Genomic DNA, 18,920 nt, shown 5'->3' with positions numbered 1-18,920 from the left:
GCGAAGTAGGACAATTGCCGGCTTCTCGACATCATCAGCGACCTTGAATGGCCTTCCTTGCACTCGGTATTAACCATAAGACTGCTTCTGTAGACGTCCGCGAGCGCGTGGCCTTTACCCCTGAGCAGTTGGTTGAGGCCTTGCAGCAGCTCTGCCGACTCACCGACAGCCGCGAAGCTGCGATCCTCTCCACCTGCAATCGCAGTGAGCTCTATATAGAACAGGATCATCTTTCTGCGGATGTGGTGCTGCGCTGGCTGGCGGAATATCACCATTTGAGCCTAGACGAGCTGCGCGCCAGTGCCTACGTGCATGAGGACGATGCGGCAGTTCGTCACATGATGCGGGTGGCGTCGGGGCTGGATTCGCTGGTGCTGGGCGAGCCGCAGATTCTCGGGCAGATGAAGTCCGCCTACGCCGTGGCCCGCGAGGCCGGCACCGTCGGGCCGCTGCTGGGCCGGCTGTTCCAGGCCACATTCAGCGCCGCCAAGCAGGTGCGCACCGACACCGCCATCGGTGAGAACCCGGTGTCCGTGGCTTTCGCCGCGGTGAGCCTGGCGAAACAGATTTTCAGCGACCTGCAACGCAGCCAGGCCCTGCTGATCGGCGCCGGGGAGACCATCACCCTGGTGGCCCGGCACCTGCACGACCTGGGAGTCAAGCGTATCGTGGTGGCCAACCGTACCCTGGAGCGCGCCAGCCTCCTGGCGGAGCAATTCGGTGCCCACGCCGTGCTGCTCTCGGATATTCCCCAGGAACTGGTGCACAGCGACATCGTCATCAGTTCCACCGCCAGCCAGTTGCCGATCCTCGGCAAGGGTGCAGTGGAAAGTGCCTTGAAGCTGCGCAAGCACAAGCCGATTTTCATGGTGGACATCGCCGTTCCCCGGGATATCGAGCCAGAAGTCGGCGAGTTGGACGACGTTTACCTCTATACCGTCGACGACCTGCACGAAGTGGTCGCGGAAAACCTCAAGAGCCGTCAGGGCGCGGCCCAGGCCGCCGAGGAGCTGGTGAACATTGGCGCCGAGGATTTCATGGTGCGCCTGCGGGAACTGGCGGCGGTGGATGTACTCAAGGCCTATCGTCAGCAGAGCGAACGCCTGCGCGATGAAGAACTGCAGAAAGCCCTGCGCATGCTGGCCAACGGCAGCGGCGCCGAGGACGTGCTGGCCCAACTGGCCCGCGGCCTGACCAACAAACTGCTGCACGCGCCGAGCGTGCAGTTGAAAAAGCTCTCCGCCGAAGGCCGCCTCGATGCGCTGGCCATGGCCCAAGAACTCTTTGCCCTCGGTGAGGGCTCATCGGATAAAACCCCGTAATGAAAGCGTCACTGCTCAGTAAGCTGGACACTCTCCAGGACCGTTTCGAGGAACTGACCGCCTTGCTCGGCGATGCTGAGGTCATTTCCGATCAGGCCAAGTTCCGCGCCTATTCCAAGGAGTACGCGGAAGTCGAGCCGATCGTGGCTACTTATAAACAGGTGCTCAAGGTCCAGGCGGACCTTGAAGGCGCCCAGGCGCTGCTCAAGGACAACGACCCGGACCTGCGGGAAATGGCCGCCGAGGAAGTGCGCGAGGCCAAGGAACAACTGGCCGAACTGGAAAGCAGCCTGCAGCGCATGCTGCTGCCCAAGGACCCCAACGACGGGCGCAACGTGTTCCTGGAAATCCGTGCCGGCACCGGCGGCGACGAGGCGGCGATCTTCTCCGGCGACCTGTTCCGCATGTATTCCCGTTACGCCGAGCGGCGCGGCTGGCGGCTGGAGATCCTCTCGGAAAACGAGGGTGAGCACGGCGGCTACAAGGAAGTCATTGCCCGGGTCGAAGGCGAGAGCGTCTACGGCAAGCTCAAGTTCGAATCCGGCGCGCACCGCGTGCAGCGAGTGCCGGCCACCGAATCACAGGGCCGCATCCACACTTCGGCCTGCACCGTGGCAGTACTGCCCGAGCCGGATGAACAGGAAGCCATCGAGATCAACCCGGCGGACCTGCGCATCGACACCTATCGCTCCTCCGGCGCCGGTGGCCAGCACGTGAACAAGACCGACTCGGCGATCCGCATCACCCACATCCCTTCGGGGATCGTGGTGGAGTGCCAGGAAGAGCGTTCCCAGCACAAGAACCGGGCGCGGGCCATGTCCTGGCTGTCGGCCAAGCTCAACGACCAGCAGACCAGTGCCGCGGCCAATGCCATTGCCAGCGAGCGCAAGTTGCTGGTGGGCTCGGGGGACCGTTCCGAGCGCATCCGCACTTACAACTTCCCCCAGGGCCGGGTCACCGATCACCGCATCAACCTGACCCTGTATTCCCTGGACGAAATCCTCGCCGGGGGCGTGGAAGCCGTCATCGAGCCGTTGCTGGCTGAATATCAGGCCGATCAACTTGCGGCATTGGGTGAGTAAATGACCATCATCGCCAGCCTGCTGCGCGCAGCCCAACTGCCCGACTCGCCGACCCCGCGCCTGGATGCCGAGCTGCTCCTGGCCGCGGCCCTGGGCAAGCCCCGCAGCTTTCTCCACACCTGGCCGGAGCGCATCGTGCCCAGCGAGGCGGCCCTGGTGTTCACCGACTACCTGCAGCGACGCCGCTCCGGCGAGCCGGTGGCCTATATCCTTGGCCAGCAGGGCTTCTGGAAGCTCGACCTGGAGGTGGCGCCCCACACCCTGATCCCGCGCCCCGACACCGAACTACTGGTGGAAGCGGCGCTGGAACTGTTGCCCGCGACCCCAGCCACGGTCCTTGACCTGGGCACCGGCAGTGGTGCCATCGCCCTGGCCCTGGCCAGCGAGCGCCCGGCCTGGCAGGTCACGGCGGTGGACCGGGTACTGGAAGCCGTGGCCCTGGCCGAACGCAACCGCCAGCGCCTGCAACTGGACAACGTCAGCGTGCTCAGCAGCCACTGGTTCAGCTCCATTGAGTCCCGGCGCTTTGATCTGATCATCAGCAACCCGCCCTACATTGCCGAAGCCGACCCCCATCTGGTGGCCGGCGACGTGCGTTTCGAGCCGGAAAGCGCCCTGGTGGCGGGCAAGGATGGTCTGGACGACCTGCGCCTGATCGTCGCCCAGGCTCCGCAGCACCTGGAGGCCGGTGGCTGGCTGATGCTGGAGCACGGTTACGATCAGGCCGCGGCGGTCCGCGAGTTGCTGGCTGCCCAGGGTTTCATCGAAGTCCACAGCCGGGTCGACCTCGGTGGACATGAGCGCATCAGCCTGGGGTGCCGGCCGTGCTGACCGACCAGGAGCTGTTGCGCTATAGCCGACAGATTCTGTTGCAGCATGTCGATATCGACGGCCAGCTGCGCCTCAAGGAAAGCCGCGTGCTGATCGTCGGCCTCGGCGGTCTCGGTGCTCCCGCAGCCTTGTACCTGGCGGCGGCGGGGGTTGGTGAGCTGCACCTGGCCGACTTCGACAGCGTGGACCTGACCAACCTGCAACGGCAGATCATCCACGACAGCCACAGCGTCGGGGTCAGCAAGGTGGACTCGGCCATCAGTCGCCTGTCTGCCCTCAACCCGGAGGTCCGCCTGGTGCCCCATCGTCAGGCGCTGGATGTCGATACCCTGGCCGTTGCCGTGGCGGCGGTGGACCTGGTGCTCGATTGCTCCGACAACTTCACTACCCGCGAGGCGGTGAACGCCGCTTGCGTGGCGGCCGGCAAGCCCCTGGTCAGCGGTGCGGCGATCCGCCTGGAAGGGCAATTGTCGGTCTTCGACCCGCGGCGCCCGGAAAGCCCTTGCTACCACTGTCTATACGGGCATGGCAGCGAAGCCGAACTGACCTGCAGCGAAGCCGGGGTGCTCGGCCCGCTGGTGGGCACCGTGGGCAGCCTGCAGGCCCTGGAAGCCCTGAAACTGCTGGCCGGGTTTGGCGAGCCGCTGGTGGGCCGGTTGTTGTTGATCGATGCCCTGGGCACGCGCTTTCGCGAGTTGCGGGTCAAGCGCGATCCGGGGTGCAGCGTCTGTGGTACCCATCGTGAGTGAAGCGCCGATCGGGGTGTTCGACTCCGGCGTCGGCGGCCTCTCGGTGCTGGCGGAAATACAACAGTTGCTGCCCCACGAGTCGCTGCTGTATTTCGGCGACTGCGGGCATATTCCCTATGGCGAAAAGACCCCGGAGTTCATTCGCCAGCGTTGCAGCCTGATGGCCCGGTTCTTTCGTGAACAGGGCGCCAAGGCCCTGGTCCTGGCCTGCAATACCGCCACCGTGGCCGGAGTTGCCGACTTGCGCCGCGATTATCCGGACTGGCCCATCGTTGGCATGGAGCCTGCGGTCAAGCCGGCGGCGGCCGCGACCCGCAGCGGCGTGGTCGGGGTGCTGGCCACCACCGGCACCTTGCAGAGTGCCAAGTTCGCCGCCTTGCTCGACCGTTTCGCCACTGATGTGAAGGTCGTCACGCAGCCCTGCCCGGGGCTGGTGGAGATGATCGAGAATGGCGACTTGCACAGTGCCGCTCTGCGCCAACTGTTGCACGGCTACCTCGAGCCTCTGCTGGCTGCCGGCTGCGACACCATTATCCTGGGCTGCACCCATTATCCGTTTCTCAAGCCGCTGCTGGCGCAGATGCTGCCCGGGCCCATCAGCCTGATCGATACCGGCGCCGCGGTTGCCCGGCAATTGCAGCGGCTGCTCGACGAAGGCGATCTGCGCGCCCAGGGGCCAGCCCGGGAAACCTGTTTCTGGACCAGTGGCGATGTCCCGCACTTTGCCCGGGTGCTGCCTCTGTTGTGGAAAGAATCTGCTGAAGTCCTGTCTTTGCAGTTGTGAAAAAATCGTGAAAAATCCCTTCGCTGGCGCTGAACTTCTGAATGCGCGCTGGCTTCTATAGCCTATCCACAGGGTTGTACAACACCATATAAAACCGTTCGAAAAGGATGTTCCTGATGAAGCGACTGTTGTGTTTGGCTGCACTTGCGGCCGGGTTGTTGGGGCACAGTTTTTCCGCGCAGGCGGCCGGAGTCGAGTTCTCCGTGGGGCAAACTGGCGATTCGACCCAGGCCTATCGGCTGGGTATGCAATGGGATTGGGACAAGAGCTGGCTGCAAAGTGACGTCGGCCGTCTCACGGGTTACTGGAGCGGCGCCTACACCTATTGGGATGGCGACAAGACCTCCAGCAACCACAGCCTGTCGTTCTCCCCGGTGCTGGTCTACGAATTCGCCGGGGCTAGCGTCAAGCCCTACATCGAGGCCGGCATCGGGGTAGCGGCCTTTGCCCATACCCAGGTCGAGGACAACAAGCTGGGGTCATCCTTCCAGTTCGAAGACCGCATCGGTTTCGGCCTGCGCTTCGCCGGTGGCCATGAAGTCGGCATCCGCGCCACGCACTACTCCAACGCCGGCATCAAGACCCCCAACGACGGTATCGAAAGCTACGCGCTGCATTACACGATGCCGCTCTGAGGCCGCTATCAGCGATACGCCGTGGCAATTCCCCGGCGTTCGCTCAAGCAATCGGCCTCGCCCAGCTCGAACTCGCGACAGATCAGCGGCCGCAGCTCATAGATGCTGCAACGCATGCTGTCGCGGTCCAGCGCCGCGCACCAGCCGTCATCCAGGCGGCGCATGACTTCCCCTCCCCAATCGTCGGTATCGATAAAACGCTCGGGCACCCCGGTGTCGGTGATCAGCATGACCTCCAGCTGGCAGCAACAGGCGGCGCAGGTGGAGCAACTGACGGCGGGTTCGGCGGCGATGGAGGTAACGGGGATGGTGGTCATAGGCGCGCAGTGTAAGGCAGTGAGCCCGGGCTGTGTTAAAGCCCGGACGGATGCTCAGTCTCCGGTGACCAGTGGCGGCTCTTGCGGGGCCGGCCGCGCGAGCTCGTGCAGCAGCGGCAATAGCAGCGCCCAGAGCAGCCCCAGGCCGAGCAGGGTGGGGCCGGTGCCGTAGGGAAAGGTCACTCCCGCCAGGCGCCCCCCGGCGTAGTAGGAAAGCGGCCCGCCCAATGCCCCCAGCACACACCCCAGCCACCAGGGCCGGGCGCTCCAGGCCAGGCCATGGCGCAGTGTGGTGGCCAGCAGGGCCCAGAGCAGCATCAGCCACAAGGGCACCAGCAGGCTGACTTGCTGGAACTGAAACACCCCGAGCCAACTGAGGAAGCTGTCCAGGGCGATGCCGATCAGGGCAATGCCGACGATCATCGGGCCTTCGTCGGCCCAGCGGCCGATCCAGTGCAGATGCGCCAGCAGGATCGCCACCCCCAGCAGCAGCCAGAGGCTGTCGCCGCTGAGTACGCAGATGAACCAGCCCAGCTGGAACAGCAGGGCATTGACCAGTTGCCTAGGCATCGAGGCGCCCGAGCACTGGTTGTGGCGCGGCCGCAGGTTTGGCCAGCAGCAGTTGGGCGGTGCCGATGCTGCGTTCCAGGAAGCCGCCTTCGCAATAGCACAGGTAGAACTCCCAGAGCCGCAGGAAGTATTCGTCGTAGCCCAGTTCGCCGAGACGGCCATGGGCGCGGCGAAAGTTCTCGTGCCACAGGCGCAGGGTGCGGGCGTAATGCAGGCCGAAGTCCTCCATGTGCAGCAGGTTCATGTCGGTGTCGCGGCTGACCACTTCGAGCATCTTCTGTACGCAGGGCAGGGCGCCACCAGGAAAGATGTAGCGCTGGATGAAATCCACGCCATTTTTCGCCTGCTCATAGCGCTGGTCGCGAATGGTGATGGCCTGTAGCAGCATCAGGCCGTTGCTCTTGAGCAGGTGCGCGCATTGCTTGAAGTAGGTGGGCAGGAAGCGGTGGCCCACGGCTTCGATCATCTCGATCGACACCAGCTTGTCGTACTGGCCGCGCAGGTCGCGGTAATCCTCCAGCAGCAGGGTTACCCGGTCCTGCAGGCCGGCGGCCTCTATCCGCTGCCGGGTATAGGCGAACTGCTCCCTGGACAGGGTCGTGGTGGTCACCCGGCAGCCGTAGTGTTGCGCGGCATACAGGGCCATGCTGCCCCAGCCGGTGCCGATCTCCAGCAGGTGGTCCTCGGGCTTGAGCGCCAGCTTCTGGCAGATGCGTTGCAGCTTGTTCAGCTGGGCCTGCTCCAGGCTGTCTTCGGCGCTGCGAAACTGCGCGGCGGAATACATCATGGTGGGGTCGAGGAACTGCTCGAACAGCTCGTTGCCCAGGTCGTAGTGGGCCGCGATGTTTTTCTGCGAGCCCTTGCGGGTATTGCGGTTGAGCCAGTGCAGGCCGTGGATCAGCGGCCGGCCCAGTTTCGCCAGGCCGCCTTCCATGGCGTCCAGCACGTCCAGGTTGCTGACGAACACGCGGATCACCGCGGTCAGGTCCGGGGTGCTCCAGTAGCCGTGGATGAATGCCTCGCCGGCGCCGATCGAACCGCTGCTGGCCACCAGGCCCCAGGCGCTGGAGTCGTGGATGTGGATTTCCCCCAGCAGGGCGGCACCACTGCTGCCGAACACCAGGCGTTCGCCCTCTTCGCAGACCACCAGTTGGCCGTGCCTGAGCTGCGCCAGTTGCCGCAGCACGCCACGGCGCAGCAGGCTGGCGGTGAGGCTGTGGGTGCTGAGCAAGGGGGTTCTGGCCGAGATGCTAGAGGATTTCATGGCGGCGATCCTTGGGTTGTACGGCGGCTGTGCGATAGGCGCCAACGGCGGCCCGATGGGGAAAAAAGCGCATGCCCTTGGCGGCCAGGCGCAGGGCCTGCCAGTAGATCGCCAGGCAGGTCTTGGCGGTCATCCATGGAAAATGTCGCAGGTACTGGTGCAGGCTGCGTCGATCCAGGGGCTGGCGTTGCAGGTTGAGGGTGGCGTCGAACACCTTGAGCTCGCCCTGCCAGTCGGCCATGTGCACGCCCAGCCGCTCGGCCGGCGGGCTGAAGCTCATGCGGTACTCCAGATCCCGGGGCAGGAATGGCGATACGTGGAAGGCCTTGGCCACGGCGAAGTGCTGGTGCTCGGGCGTTGTGGCAGTGCCCGGGCGGGCCGGCAGTACATAGTGATAGCGCTCGCGCCAGGGGGTGTTGGTGACTTCGCAGAGAATCGCCGCCAGTTGCCCGTTGGCCTCGAAGCAATAGAAGAAGCTCACCGGATTGAACGCCAGCCCCCAGCTGCGCACCTGGGTCAGCAGGCGTATTGCGCCGCTGGGGGCGTGGCCGATGGCCGCGGCCACCTGTTGGCGTACCGCGTCGATCAGGCGCATGCCCTGCCCGGTGAAGGTCGGCAGGTAGTCGCTTTCACGGAAGGCGAAGGGCGCGAAACGGCTGCGGCCTGCCAGGGGCGAGAGCCCCAGCACCGCTTCCTGCTCGTCCAGGTCCAGGTACAGCAGGCCGATCCGGTAGCGGAAGGCATTGTCCTTGGGGGCGAAGCGCCGGTGGCTGATCCAGCCGTTGTACAGGGCGCTGTTCACAGTTGCTCTCCAAAGGCCTGGGCCACGCGCAAGGCGCTGACCACGCCGTCTTCATGGAAGCCGTTGGCCCAGTAGGCTCCGCAATAGAAGCTGTGGTGCGCGCCCTGCAGTTCGCCCCAGCGCGCTTGTGCGGCCAGCGCGCCGAGACTGTATTGCGGGTGGGCGTAGGTGTAGCGGGCAAGAATCTTCGAAGGGTCGATGGCGGCGCTCTGGTTGAGGCTGACGCAGAAGGTACTGCTGCTTTGCAGGCCTTGGAGAATGTTCATGTCGTAGGTCACGGCTGCGGCCTTTTCGGCGCTGGCGTCGAGGCGGTAGTTCCAGCTGGCCCAGGCCAGGCGCCGGCGTGGCAGCAGGCGGGTGTCGGTGTGCAGCACCACGTCGTTGTCGGCGTAGGGCAGGGCCTGGAGGATTTCCTGTTCAGCGAGGCTCGGGCTGGATAGCAGTTGCAGGGCCTGGTCGCTGTGGCAGGCGAACACCACCTTGTCGAAGCGCTCGCTGCCGGCGTCGCTGTGGATAAGTACGCCCTGCTCATCGCGTTCGACCCGCCGCACCGGGCAGTCGAGACGGATGTGCTGGCGAAAGCTTGCGGTCAGCGGCTCGATGTAACGGCTGGAGCCACCTTCGATCACGCACCATTGCGGGCGGTTGCTCACCGAGAGCAAGCCGTGGTTCTTGAAGAAGCGCACGAAGAATTGCAAAGGGAAACCGAGCATCTGCCCCGGCGACATCGACCAGATCGCTGCGCCCATGGGCACGATGTAGTGGCGGATAAAACGCTCGCCGTAGCCCTGGCTTTGCAGGTACTGGCCCAGGGTGGTGTCGGCGGCGATGCGTTGTTGCAGCAGGTCCTGCTGGGAGGCCCGGTTGAAGCGCAGGATGTCCCGCAGCATGCCCCAGAACCCCGGTGACAGCAGGTTGCGCCGCTGGGCGAAGAGGCTGTTGAGGTTGTTGCCGTTGTACTCCAGCCCGGAGGCTGGGTCGCACACCGAAAAGCTCATCTCGGTGGCTTTGTAGCGCACCCCGAGCTGCTTCAGCAGGCGAATGAAGTTGGGGTAGGTCCAGTCGTTGAAGACGATGAAGCCGGTGTCCACGGCCTGGGTCTCGCCATTGAGGCTGACGTTCACGGTGTGGGTATGGCCGCCGATCCAGCTGCCGGCCTCGTAGACCCGGATGTCATGCCGGCGGTTGAGCACATAGGCGCAGGTCAGGCCAGCGATGCCGCTGCCGATGATGGCGATTTTCACGATGTTTCCCCGCTACGGGCCAGGCGCCTGGCAATGCCCAGTTGCAGGCGACCGGGCAGCCAGGCCAAGAGCTTGAGGCCGAAGATGAAAAGACCTGGGAAGGCGATCTCCAGGGGGCGCCTGCCCAGATGCCGGTGGATATGCCGGGCGGCCTGTTCGGCGGTCCAGCGCATGGGCATCGGGAAATCGTTGCGTGCGGTCAGTGGCGTGTCGACAAAACCCGGGCTGACCAGGGTCACGTCGATGCCTTCGGCAGCAAGATCGATACGCAGGGACTGCAGCAGATAGCGCAGCGCCGCCTTGGAGGCGCCATAGGCACCGGCCCGGGGCAGTGGCAAACAGGTCACCGAACTGGCCACGCCCACCAGGTACGGGCGATTGCCTGCGCGCAACAGCGGCAACGCGGCCTCGATGCAGTAGCTGGCGGCCAGCAGGTTGGTGTTCAGCACCCGTTCGATCAGCGCTGCGTCGAACTGCTGTACCTCGATGTATTCGCAGGTCCCGGCATTCAGGATCACCGTGTCCAGGGCGCCCCAGGCCTGGGCGATGCGCTTGCCGATCTCGCGTACCTGCAAGGCATCGGTGAGGTCGCCGGGCACCACCAGCACTCGGCCCGGATAGCGCTTGGCCAGGGCCTCCAGGGGCTCGCGGGAACGGGCGCTGAGCGCCAGCTGGGCCCCGGCCTTGAGCAGTTCTTCGGCCAGGGCTGCGCCGATGCCGCTGCTGGCACCGGTGAGCCAGACCCTTCGTGGCATGGCAGGCTTCATCCGAGCCTCCGTTTCAGCCAGGCGATCATCGCCCCGAGTAGCGGCAAGTGTTCATAGAGCAGGGCACCGGCGTCGAAATAGTCGCGGTGGCGGTAGACCCTGGCGTCGCGCCATTGCAGGTACGAGCAGCCCGCCACCTGGATCAGGCCGCCACCGTTGAGGCGCGGGTGGCGGTAGCTCATGGTCCAGCGCAGATAGCCCTGGCCCTCGGCGCACAGGTCGCTGCCGTGGAAGTCAAAGCGCAGCTCACGGACGTTGGCGTAGAGCTCGGCGAAGTAGCCGCGCAACTGAGCCAGTCCCTGGACCTCGTGCAGAGGATCGGTGAACTGGATGTCATCGCTGTAGAGCCGCTCCAGTCGGTCGAGATTGTGCCGATCGAGGGCGGCGAACTCCCGGGCGAAGTTGTCGAGAAAGTCACTCATGGCTCACCCCTGCATCCATTCGCGCGGGCAGCGCCTTGAACGCCGCCAGGGCCCGCTCCCGGGAGCGTGAAAGATCGACGATCGGCGCCGGGTAGCCAGGCACGCCGAACAGGCCGCCCATGGCCGCCGGGTTGTGGATATCTTTTTTGTTCAGCCCCGCCAGTTGCGGCAGCCAGTGCTTGATGAAGCGCCCCTCACTGTCGAACTTCTGCGACTGGCTGATGGGGTTGAAGATGCGGAAGTAGGGCGCCGAATCGGTGCCGGTGGACGAGCTCCACTGCCAGCCGCCGTTGTTGGCCGCCAGGTCGCCGTCGATCAGGTGGCGCATGAAGAAACGCTCGCCCTCGCGCCAGTCGATCAGCAGGTTCTTGGTCAGGAACATCGCCACCACCATGCGCAGGCGGTTATGCATCCAGCCGGTCTCCAGCAGCTGGCGCATGGCGGCATCGATGATCGGCAGGCCGGTGCGGGCCTCCTGCCAGGCCGCCAGTTCCTCGGGGGCATGGCGCCATTTCACCGCCTCGGTTTCCGGGCGAAAGGCCTGGTGCCGGGACACCCGTGGGTAGCCCACCAGGATGTGTTTGTAGAACTCGCGCCAGAGCAGTTCGTTGATCCAGGTGACGGCCCCGGGGCTGCCGCTTTCAAACTCGCCCTGGTTGCCGCGCAAGGCGGCGTGCAGGCACTGGCGGGGCGAGATCACGCCGGCGGCGAGGTAGGGCGAAAGCTGGCTGGTGCCGGGTTTGGCCGGGAAGTCGCGTTCGCTCTGGTAGTAGTGGATCTGTTCATCGCTGAACTGCTCCAGGCGCCTTTGCGCCTCGTCCTCGCCGGCGGGCCACAGCTCGCGCAGGGCTTGGGTGGGGCTGGGAAAGCCTTCGACCCGCTGCGGGAGCGGATCGGCGTTGATCGACAGCGGCAACTGAGCCCCGGGTGCCTTCACCAGGGCCGGCAGTGCGGTATGCAGGCGGCTGTAGCAGACCTTGCGAAACTGGCTGAAGACCTGGAAGTAGCCGCCGCTCTTGGTCAGTACGCTGCCGGGCTGGAACAGCAATTGGTCGAGGTGACCCTGGACGCTGATTCCGGCGTGTTGCAGGGCCCGGGTCACGGCCGCATCGCGGCGGCTTTCGTGGATGCCGTATTCCTGGTTGAAGTGCAGCATCTGCACCTGCAATTGCCGGCACAGCTCCAGCAGGACCTGAGGCGCCTGCTCCCAGGTGGCGGCGCTGCGGATCAGCAGCGGGATATTCAGGCGGCCCAGGGCGGTGCTCAGCGACTGCAGGTTACGCAGCCAGAAATCGATCTTGCACGGTGCATCGTCATGGGCCAGCCACTGCTCCGGGCTCAGCAGATACACCGCTACGGCCGCGCCCCGCTGGGCGGCGGCGCTCAGGGCGGTGTTGTCATGTAGGCGCAGATCGCTGCGCAGCCAGATCAATTGCATGTCGGTTCCCGGATCAGAAAAGTCCTCGCTCGAGCAGTAGCTGGCAGGCCGCTATCGGGTCCTGGGCCAGGTACAGATCGGCGATTTCAGTGGTACATACGGACCACTGGGCGGGGTGGATGCACACCGCGGGTCCGACGATGAATTTTTTGCAGGCCACGCCGCTGAGCAGCCTGGGCAACTGGGCGGGGTTGAGTGCCTTGCCGGAATACAGCAGCAGGCCCCGGGCCTGCAGGCGTTCGGTGGCCAGGGCCAGTTCGCCGCCGGGCAGCGGCCAGTCGAAGACCTCCACCGGGCAGTCGGCGTTACTGGCCAGCCAGGCGGTGAGCCACAGGTGCGGCTCCAGTGGCAGGTCCGACTGGTTGACCAGCAGCAGCGGGGCGCCCTGCACTTGACGGTTGTTGTGATAGATCCGGGCGCCGAGCTTGCTGCGCAGCCAGGAATAGAAGAACACCTGTTCCATCTGGCTGCCGAACTGGCCTTGCCAGCGTTGTTGCAGTTCCGCCAGCAGCGGCATCAACAGGTGCTCGCACAGGGTCCGTGGCGGGTACAGCGCCATGGCCTGATTGAAGGTGTCGTCGACCTTGCGCTCGGCCAGCTGGCTGATGGCCCGGGCGAGGGCGGCGCGCAGGTGCAGCCAGTCATTCTCCACCTGGGGGCTGGAGCAGGTGTCGCTGTCCAGCAAGGGCTTGACCTGGCTCACCGCAACCCCTCGATTGAGCCAGGTGAGGATGGTCAGGATCTGCTGCACCTGCTCGCTGGAATACAGCCGGTGGCCCTTGGGCGTGCGCCGGGGCACGATCAGCCCGTAGCGGCGCTCCCAGGCCCGCAAGGTGACTGCGTTGACACCGGTCTGGCGCGCCACCTCGCGGATCGGCAGCCAGCCCTGTTCCTGGCAGTCGGTATCCGGAGCGGTGTCTTCGTCGACCGCTGGGGGGGAGAGTTTCATGGCTCAGATCGCGTTGCGCAGGCTGAGGTCTTCGGGGTGCGGCTGCAGGTACAGTTGCTGGGCAATGTAGGGATCGGGGTTCTGGCGCAAGTGGTGCTTGAGCAGGGTCAGGGGCACCACCAGCGGCACGATGCCCTGGCGGTACTGGTTGATGAGGCGCTGCATTTCCTGCTTGTCCTCGCTGCTGATGGCCCGCTTGAAGTAGCCACTGATGTGCTGCAGCACATTGCTGTGGGTGCCACGGGTGGCGCAGCGGCTCAGCGCTTCCATCAACTGGCTGAAGTAGCGTGGGCCGATCAGCGTCGCATCGCCCTTGCCCATGCTGCCCAGCAGATTGCCCAGGGCCTTGTACTGTTCGGGGTGATGGGCCATCAGCAGGTATTTGCAGCGTGAGTGGAAGTCGGTGAGGGCACGGCGGCTGAGCCCCTGCTGAACCAGGGCCTGCCAGTCGCGATAGACGAACACCCGGGTCAGGAAGTTTTCCCGCAGTACCGGGTCGTTCAGGCGTCCGGCTTCCTCCACGGGCAGGTCCGGGTGCCGGGCGCAGAAGGCCTGGGCGTAGATGCCGCGCCCGCCGCTGCGATGGGGAATGCCGTTGGCCTGGTACACCTTGACTCGCTCCAGGCCGCAGGAAGGGGAGCTCTGCATGAAGATGTAGCCGCAGATATCTCCCAACTGGCCCGCCATGTGTTCGGCGTAGTCGGCCAGGGGCTGGGTGACGTCCAGGCTGCTGTCCCGTGTGCCTGTGGCCCGTGGCTGTTCGGGGGGGCCTACCAGGCGAATCGGCTCCCGGGGCGTGCCCAGGCCGATGGCGACTTCCGGGCACAGGGGCACGAAATCGAAGTAGTCGCACAGCACCCGGCTGCACAAGCGAGATTCCTTGTGCCCGCCGTTGTAGCGGACCTCGACGCCCATCAGGCAGGCGCTGATGGCGATTTTCGGCTTGGCAGACATGGTTCAACCTCCGGGGTATACCTGTACAAGAACGATGGCTTGTACAACTTTTATCCATCATAGAATTAAAGTTGTACAAGTCAAATTATTTGTATAAGTATCCGCCGGCGCGGATGCGCCAGGTTATCGCCAGCCCATGTGCCAGTCGCGCTCGTTCTGCAGGGTCTGCCAGCTCAGGCGCTGGCTGCGTCGGGTGAGCACCGCCTGCAACTCGATGTCCAGCACGGTGCCTTGTTCATCGCAGAACAGCTCGGTAACCAGGAAGTGTTTCTCACGGCGTTGCGGGTGGGCTGCTGTCCACTTCGACAGCAGCAGTTTGCGCGGGTTGAGGCGATTCACTGCAGGCTCTCGTGGAGCCGGCGCGCGGCCTCCTGCCCGCTCAGCCAGGCGCCTTCGACGCGGCCGGACAGGCACCAGTCGCCGCAAACGTACAGGCCCAGATCGGCGTCGGCCAGGGCGCCCCATTCATGGCTGGTGGCCGGGCGGGCGTAGAGCCAGCGGTGGGCCAGGCTGAAGGTGGGGGCGGGCATGACGCTGTGCAGCAGCTCGGCGAAGGCACCGTGCAGTTGTTCGGTCACGGCTTCTTTCGAGAGGTCGATGTGCTGCCGGCTCCAGGCGCTGGTGGCATGCAGGACCCAGGTGTCGAGGTGGCTGTCGCGCCCGGGCTTGCTGCGGTTGCGGGCCAGCCAGTCCAGTGGGCTGTCCTGGACGAAGCAGCCTTCCATGGGGGTTTCCAGGGGCGTATCGAAGGCCAGGGCGACCGCCCAGGTCGGGTCCATTTTCACCCCGGCGGCGACGCCCGCAAGCTTCGGCGCGGCGGCCAGCAGGGCAGTGGCCTGTGGTGCCGGCGTGGCGATCACGACGTGGCTGAAAGGGCCGTGGGTGAAACCTTCGGCGTCCTGCAGATGCCAATGCTGTTCGCCGCGGAACACTTCGGTGATGCGGCAGGCGAAGTGGGCCTCGAGGTCGCCGATCAGCGCGCGGGTGATGGCGCTCATGCGGGGAGTGCCGACCCAGCGGGTCTGTTCATCCGGCGAGGGGCTGAGCTGGCCGCCGTGGGAGTTGTAGAGTTGTGGCGTCCATTCGGCGACCCAGCCCTTGGCTTGCCAGCGCTGGACTTCGGTGACGAAACGACGGTCACGGGCGGTAAAGTACTGGGCCCCCAGGTCCAGGCTGCCGGCATCGCTGCGTTTGCTCGACATGCGCCCGCCGCTGCCGCGGCTTTTGTCGAAAAGGTGGACGGTATGCCCGGCATCTCGTAGCGCCTGGGCGGCGGAGAGTCCGGCGATGCCGGTACCAATGATTGCGATGGGTACTGTCATAGGGGCCTCGTTTACCTTTCTGTACAGATTACGCCGCCGCCAAAACCTGTACAATATTGTTTTTTGGTATAGCTTTCGGCGTCATCGGTTGTTCAGGTTGTCTATCGTTAAAACACAGCCTGTCCGATTGAAAAGATCCCTGCTTATAAAAATAGACTAGTGATTCGGGTAAAACGCCACGCGAGGAAGATGTCATGCATATATTGCTGACCGGCGGTACTGGTTTGATCGGGCGTGCCCTGTGTCGTCAATGGCAGGCCCAGGGTCACCAGTTGAGTGTATGGACTCGCCAACCCGATAAGGTTGCCGCCCTGTGCGGTCCCCAGGTGCGGGCTGTCAAGGCGTTGCAAGAGCTGGACCAGATCCCGGTGGACGCGGTGATCAACCTGGCCGGGGCGCCGATCGCCGATCGGCCCTGGAGCCACAAGCGCAAGGCGCTGCTTTGGCACAGCCGCATCGCCCTGACCGAAACCCTGCTGGCCTGGCTCGAAAGCCGCGAACACAAACCCGGTGTGCTGGTGTCGGGCTCGGCGGTGGGCTGGTACGGCGACGGTGGCGAACGGGAACTGAGCGAGGATTCGCCCCCGGTCAACGAGGACTTTGCCAGCCAGTTGTGCATTGCCTGGGAAGAAACTGCCCAGCGCGCCGAAGCCATGGGCGTGCGTGTGGTGCTGGTGCGCACCGGTTTGGTGCTGTCGCCCGAGGGCGGCTTTTTGTCGCGCCTGCTGCTGCCCTTCAAGCTGGGGCTGGGCGGGCCGATCGGCAACGGCCGGCAATGGATGCCGTGGATTCATATCGACGATCAAATCGCCCTGATTGATTTTCTTGTGCATCAGCCTGGGGCGCAGGGTCCTTATAATGCCTGCGCGCCAAAACCGGTGCGCAACCGCGAGTTCGCCAAGACCTTGGGGCGGGTGCTGCACCGGCCTGCACTGATACCGCTGCCGGCGTTTTTCCTGCGCCTGGCCTTGGGTGAATTGTCGTTGCTGTTGCTGGGAGGCCAGCGTGCCGTTCCCGCGCGGTTGCTGGAAGCGGGTTTCACTTTCCAGTTCACTGATTTGCCTGCGGCCCTGGACGCCTGTGTCCAGCCGCCTCTGAAATAGGACGTTGCATGACCGATCACGCGTTGCTCCTGGTCAACCTGGGTTCGCCGGCTTCCACTTCGGTGGCGGACGTGCGCAGCTACCTCAACCAATTCCTCATGGACCCTTATGTGATCGACCTGCCCTGGCCGATCCGACGTTTGCTGGTGTCGCTGATCCTGATCAAGCGGCCAGAGCAATCGGCCCACGCCTACGCGTCGATCTGGTGGGAAGAGGGTTCGCCGCTGGTGGTGCTCAGCCGGCGTCTGCAGAAGGTAATGAGCGAGCAGTGGAAGCAGGGCCCGGTAGAGTTGGCCATGCGCTACGGCGAGCCTTCGATCGAGTCCGTGCTGCTCAAGCTGGTGGCCCAGGGGCAACGCAAGATCACCCTGGCCCCGCTGTATCCACAGTTTGCCGACAGCACGGTCACCACCGTGGTCGAGGAGGCCAGGCGTGTGGTACGCGAGCATAAGCTGGACGTGCAATTCAGCGTGCTGCAACCCTTCTACGATCAACCCGAGTACATCGAGGCGTTGGTGGCCAGCACCCGGCCGCACCTGCAACAGCCTTTCGATCATCTGCTGCTGAGTTTCCACGGCCTGCCCGAGCGGCACTTGAACAAGCTCAACCCGGGACACTCCCTCGATGGTGCCGGGGACTGCTGCGCAGAGTCAGCGCCCCAGGTGCTTGCCAACTGTTATCGCGGCCAGTGTTTCCGTACCGCCAGGGCCTTCGCCCAGCAGATGGGCCTGGCCGACGGGCAATGGTCGGTTTCCTTCCAGTCACGGTTGGGGCGAGCGAAATGGATCGAGCCCTACACCGAGGCACGCCTTGATGAACTGGGTAAACAAGGAGTGAAGAGGCTGCTGGTGATGTGCCCGGCATTTGTCGCCGACTGCATCGAAACCCTGGAGGAGATCGGTGATCGCGGTCGCGAGCAGTTTCGCGAGGCGGGAGGGGAGGACCTGGTGTTGATCCCTTGCCTGAATGACGACCCACAGTGGGCCAAGGCCTTGAACGCCTTGTGCCAGCGAGCGCCGCTGGCGTTGTAAATAGCTTCGCCGGCAAGCCGGCTCCTGCGGGGGAGACAGCTTGCCGGCGAAGGGGTCTCTAGATCAACGGCTCATCGGCCTTCTTGTTCTTCCAGCCGTCGTTCCCCGGCAGCACCAGGTTCAGCACGATGGCGACAACGGCGCACAGGGCGATGCCCTTGAGGCCGAAATCATCCGGACCGGTACCGGTTCCCACCAGCACGCCGCCAATGCCGAACACCAGGGTCACCGAGACGATCACCAGGTTGCGGGCTTCGCCCAGGTCGATCTTGTGGCGGATCAGGGTGTTCATCCCCACCGCGGCGATCGAGCCGAACAGCAGGCAGAGAATCCCGCCCATCACTGGCACCGGGATGCTTTGCAGCAGCGCGCCGAACTTGCCGATAAAGGCCAGGGTGATGGCGAAGACCGCCGCCCAGGTCATGATTTTCGGGTTGTAGTTCTTGGTCAGCATCACCGCGCCAGTGACTTCGGCGTAGGTGGTGTTGGGCGGCCCGCCGAACAGGCCGGCAGCGGTGGTGGCGATGCCGTCACCGAACAGGGTGCGGTGCAGGCCGGGCTTCTTCAGGTAGTCGCGGCCGGTGACGCTGCCGACCGCAATCACGCCACCGATGTGCTCGATGGCCGGTGCCAGGGCGACCGGGACGATGAACAGGATCGCCTGCCAGTTGAACTCCGGTGCGGTGAAGTGCGGCAGCGCCAGCCAGGGGGCGGCGGCGATCTTCGCGGTGTCCACCACGCCGAAGTAGAACGACAGGGCAAACCCCACCAGCACGCCGGAAATGATCGGCACCAGGCGAAAGATGCCTTTGCCGAACACCGCAACGATCAGGGTGGTGAGCAGCGCCGGCATCGAGATCATCATCGCCGTCTGGTAATGAATCAGCTCGCTGCCGTCACCGGCCTTGCCCATGGCCATGTTGGCGGCGATGGGGGCCATGGCCAGGCCGATGGAAATGATCACCGGGCCAATGACCACCGGCGGCAGCAGGCGGTCGATGAAACCGGTGCCCTTGATCTTCACGGCCAGGCCGAGAAAGGTGTAGACGAAGCCCGCCGCCATTACCCCGCCCATGGTCGCGGCGAGGCCGAACTGGCCCTTGGCGAGAATGATCGGGGTGATGAAGGCAAAGCTCGACGCCAGGAAGACCGGCACCTGGCGCCCGGTCACCACCTGGAACAACAGAGTCCCGAGACCCGCCGTGAACAGCGCCACGTTCGGGTCGAGACCGGTGATCAGCGGCATCAACACCAGGGCACCGAAGGCCACGAAGAGCATCTGGGCGCCAGACAGTACCTGGCGCCAGAGCGGATCGTTGAACTCGTCCTGCATG

At 64.7% G+C, this 18,920-nt stretch carries 21 protein-coding genes; 8 read left to right on the top strand and 13 right to left on the bottom strand.

The genetic code is table 11. The features are described 5' to 3' along the window. The first annotated feature begins 47 nt into the window (after nt 1-47). The 6 genes from hemA (at nt 48) to AC1RCO_RS19970 (ending at nt 5,403) form a co-directional block, all read left to right on the top strand. The gene (gene hemA, locus AC1RCO_RS19995) at nt 48-1,322 is read left to right on the top strand and encodes a glutamyl-tRNA reductase (RefSeq protein ID WP_011063407.1); all 1,275 of its coding nucleotides are present in this window, start codon (nt 48-50) and stop codon (nt 1,320-1,322) included. Continuing rightward, nucleotides 1,322-2,404 (top strand): peptide chain release factor 1, encoded by a 1,083-nt coding sequence (gene prfA / locus AC1RCO_RS19990; protein ID WP_492617974.1) that lies wholly within the window; start codon nt 1,322-1,324, stop codon nt 2,402-2,404. The genes hemA and prfA overlap by 1 nt, the downstream gene beginning before the upstream one ends. Then, nucleotides 2,405-3,235, top strand: a complete 831-nt coding sequence (prmC, locus tag AC1RCO_RS19985) for a peptide chain release factor N(5)-glutamine methyltransferase (protein ID WP_015636975.1) — start codon at nt 2,405-2,407, stop codon at nt 3,233-3,235. Then, nucleotides 3,229-3,984 (top strand): molybdopterin-synthase adenylyltransferase MoeB, encoded by a 756-nt coding sequence (locus AC1RCO_RS19980; protein ID WP_492617973.1) that lies wholly within the window; start codon nt 3,229-3,231, stop codon nt 3,982-3,984. The genes prmC and AC1RCO_RS19980 overlap by 7 nt, the downstream gene beginning before the upstream one ends. Beyond that, complete coding sequence (gene murI, locus AC1RCO_RS19975) at nt 3,977-4,768, top strand: glutamate racemase (protein WP_065365193.1); 792 nt, start codon at nt 3,977-3,979, stop codon at nt 4,766-4,768. The genes AC1RCO_RS19980 and murI overlap by 8 nt, the downstream gene beginning before the upstream one ends. Before the next feature lie 116 nt (nt 4,769-4,884). Then, entirely contained in the window at nt 4,885-5,403 is a 519-nt protein-coding gene (locus tag AC1RCO_RS19970; protein WP_015636972.1) for an acyloxyacyl hydrolase, read from the top strand. Nucleotides 5,404-5,411: 8 nt separating this feature from the next. Here AC1RCO_RS19970 and AC1RCO_RS19965 read toward each other — a convergent pair whose 3' ends face one another. From AC1RCO_RS19965 to AC1RCO_RS19910, 12 genes are all read right to left on the bottom strand, one after another. Then, nucleotides 5,412-5,720, bottom strand: a complete 309-nt coding sequence (locus tag AC1RCO_RS19965) for a YkgJ family cysteine cluster protein (RefSeq protein ID WP_011063401.1) — start codon at nt 5,718-5,720, stop codon at nt 5,412-5,414. A gap of 54 nt (nt 5,721-5,774) precedes the next feature. Next, entirely contained in the window at nt 5,775-6,290 is a 516-nt protein-coding gene (locus AC1RCO_RS19960) for a DUF2878 domain-containing protein (protein ID WP_492617972.1), read from the bottom strand. After that, entirely contained in the window at nt 6,283-7,554 is a 1,272-nt protein-coding gene (locus AC1RCO_RS19955; RefSeq protein ID WP_492617971.1) for a class I SAM-dependent methyltransferase, read from the bottom strand. The genes AC1RCO_RS19960 and AC1RCO_RS19955 overlap by 8 nt, the downstream gene beginning before the upstream one ends. Continuing rightward, the gene (locus AC1RCO_RS19950; RefSeq protein ID WP_492617970.1) at nt 7,541-8,356 is read right to left on the bottom strand and encodes a DUF1365 domain-containing protein; all 816 of its coding nucleotides are present in this window, start codon (nt 8,354-8,356) and stop codon (nt 7,541-7,543) included. Before AC1RCO_RS19950 ends, AC1RCO_RS19955 begins: the two co-directional genes overlap by 14 nt. Next, complete coding sequence (locus AC1RCO_RS19945; RefSeq protein WP_011063397.1) at nt 8,353-9,600, bottom strand: NAD(P)/FAD-dependent oxidoreductase; 1,248 nt, start codon at nt 9,598-9,600, stop codon at nt 8,353-8,355. The genes AC1RCO_RS19950 and AC1RCO_RS19945 overlap by 4 nt, the downstream gene beginning before the upstream one ends. Further along, entirely contained in the window at nt 9,597-10,367 is a 771-nt protein-coding gene (locus AC1RCO_RS19940) for an SDR family NAD(P)-dependent oxidoreductase (protein WP_065365196.1), read from the bottom strand. Before AC1RCO_RS19940 ends, AC1RCO_RS19945 begins: the two co-directional genes overlap by 4 nt. Next, the gene (locus AC1RCO_RS19935) at nt 10,364-10,789 is read right to left on the bottom strand and encodes a nuclear transport factor 2 family protein (protein ID WP_065365197.1); all 426 of its coding nucleotides are present in this window, start codon (nt 10,787-10,789) and stop codon (nt 10,364-10,366) included. The genes AC1RCO_RS19940 and AC1RCO_RS19935 overlap by 4 nt, the downstream gene beginning before the upstream one ends. Beyond that, entirely contained in the window at nt 10,782-12,227 is a 1,446-nt protein-coding gene (gene phrB, locus AC1RCO_RS19930) for a deoxyribodipyrimidine photo-lyase (protein ID WP_492617969.1), read from the bottom strand. The genes AC1RCO_RS19935 and phrB overlap by 8 nt, the downstream gene beginning before the upstream one ends. Before the next feature lie 13 nt (nt 12,228-12,240). Continuing rightward, complete coding sequence (locus AC1RCO_RS19925) at nt 12,241-13,176, bottom strand: MerR family transcriptional regulator (protein WP_077934753.1); 936 nt, start codon at nt 13,174-13,176, stop codon at nt 12,241-12,243. Between the two features lie 3 nt (nt 13,177-13,179). Next, nucleotides 13,180-14,130, bottom strand: a complete 951-nt coding sequence (locus tag AC1RCO_RS19920; protein ID WP_492617968.1) for a YbgA family protein — start codon at nt 14,128-14,130, stop codon at nt 13,180-13,182. A gap of 123 nt (nt 14,131-14,253) precedes the next feature. Then, the gene (locus tag AC1RCO_RS19915; RefSeq protein WP_220223252.1) at nt 14,254-14,469 is read right to left on the bottom strand and encodes a TIGR02450 family Trp-rich protein; all 216 of its coding nucleotides are present in this window, start codon (nt 14,467-14,469) and stop codon (nt 14,254-14,256) included. After that, nucleotides 14,466-15,452, bottom strand: a complete 987-nt coding sequence (locus AC1RCO_RS19910) for an NAD(P)/FAD-dependent oxidoreductase (protein ID WP_011063390.1) — start codon at nt 15,450-15,452, stop codon at nt 14,466-14,468. The genes AC1RCO_RS19915 and AC1RCO_RS19910 overlap by 4 nt, the downstream gene beginning before the upstream one ends. A 194-nt stretch (nt 15,453-15,646) precedes the next feature. Here AC1RCO_RS19910 and AC1RCO_RS19905 point away from each other — a divergent pair, with 194 nt between their 5' ends. Both AC1RCO_RS19905 and hemH read left to right on the top strand, forming a co-directional pair. Further along, a complete protein-coding gene (locus AC1RCO_RS19905; protein WP_492617967.1) occupies nt 15,647-16,555 on the top strand; it encodes a TIGR01777 family oxidoreductase in 909 nt (302 codons plus the stop codon). 8 nt (nt 16,556-16,563) lie between these two features. Further along, nucleotides 16,564-17,586, top strand: a complete 1,023-nt coding sequence (hemH, locus tag AC1RCO_RS19900) for a ferrochelatase (RefSeq protein WP_492617966.1) — start codon at nt 16,564-16,566, stop codon at nt 17,584-17,586. 58 nt (nt 17,587-17,644) lie between these two features. On the opposite strand, the gene AC1RCO_RS19895 is transcribed toward hemH, so the two are convergent. Then, on the bottom strand, nt 17,645-18,919 hold the full coding sequence (locus AC1RCO_RS19895) for a uracil-xanthine permease family protein (RefSeq protein WP_011063387.1): 1,275 nt from the start codon (nt 18,917-18,919) through the stop codon (nt 17,645-17,647). Nucleotide 18,920 lies beyond the last annotated feature (1 nt).

It is taken from the genome of Pseudomonas sp. GW823-FHT03E05 (assembly GCF_058796855.1).
The sequence above is the reverse complement of the archived record's forward strand: the minus strand, read 5'-3'. Positions and strand labels throughout refer to the sequence as shown.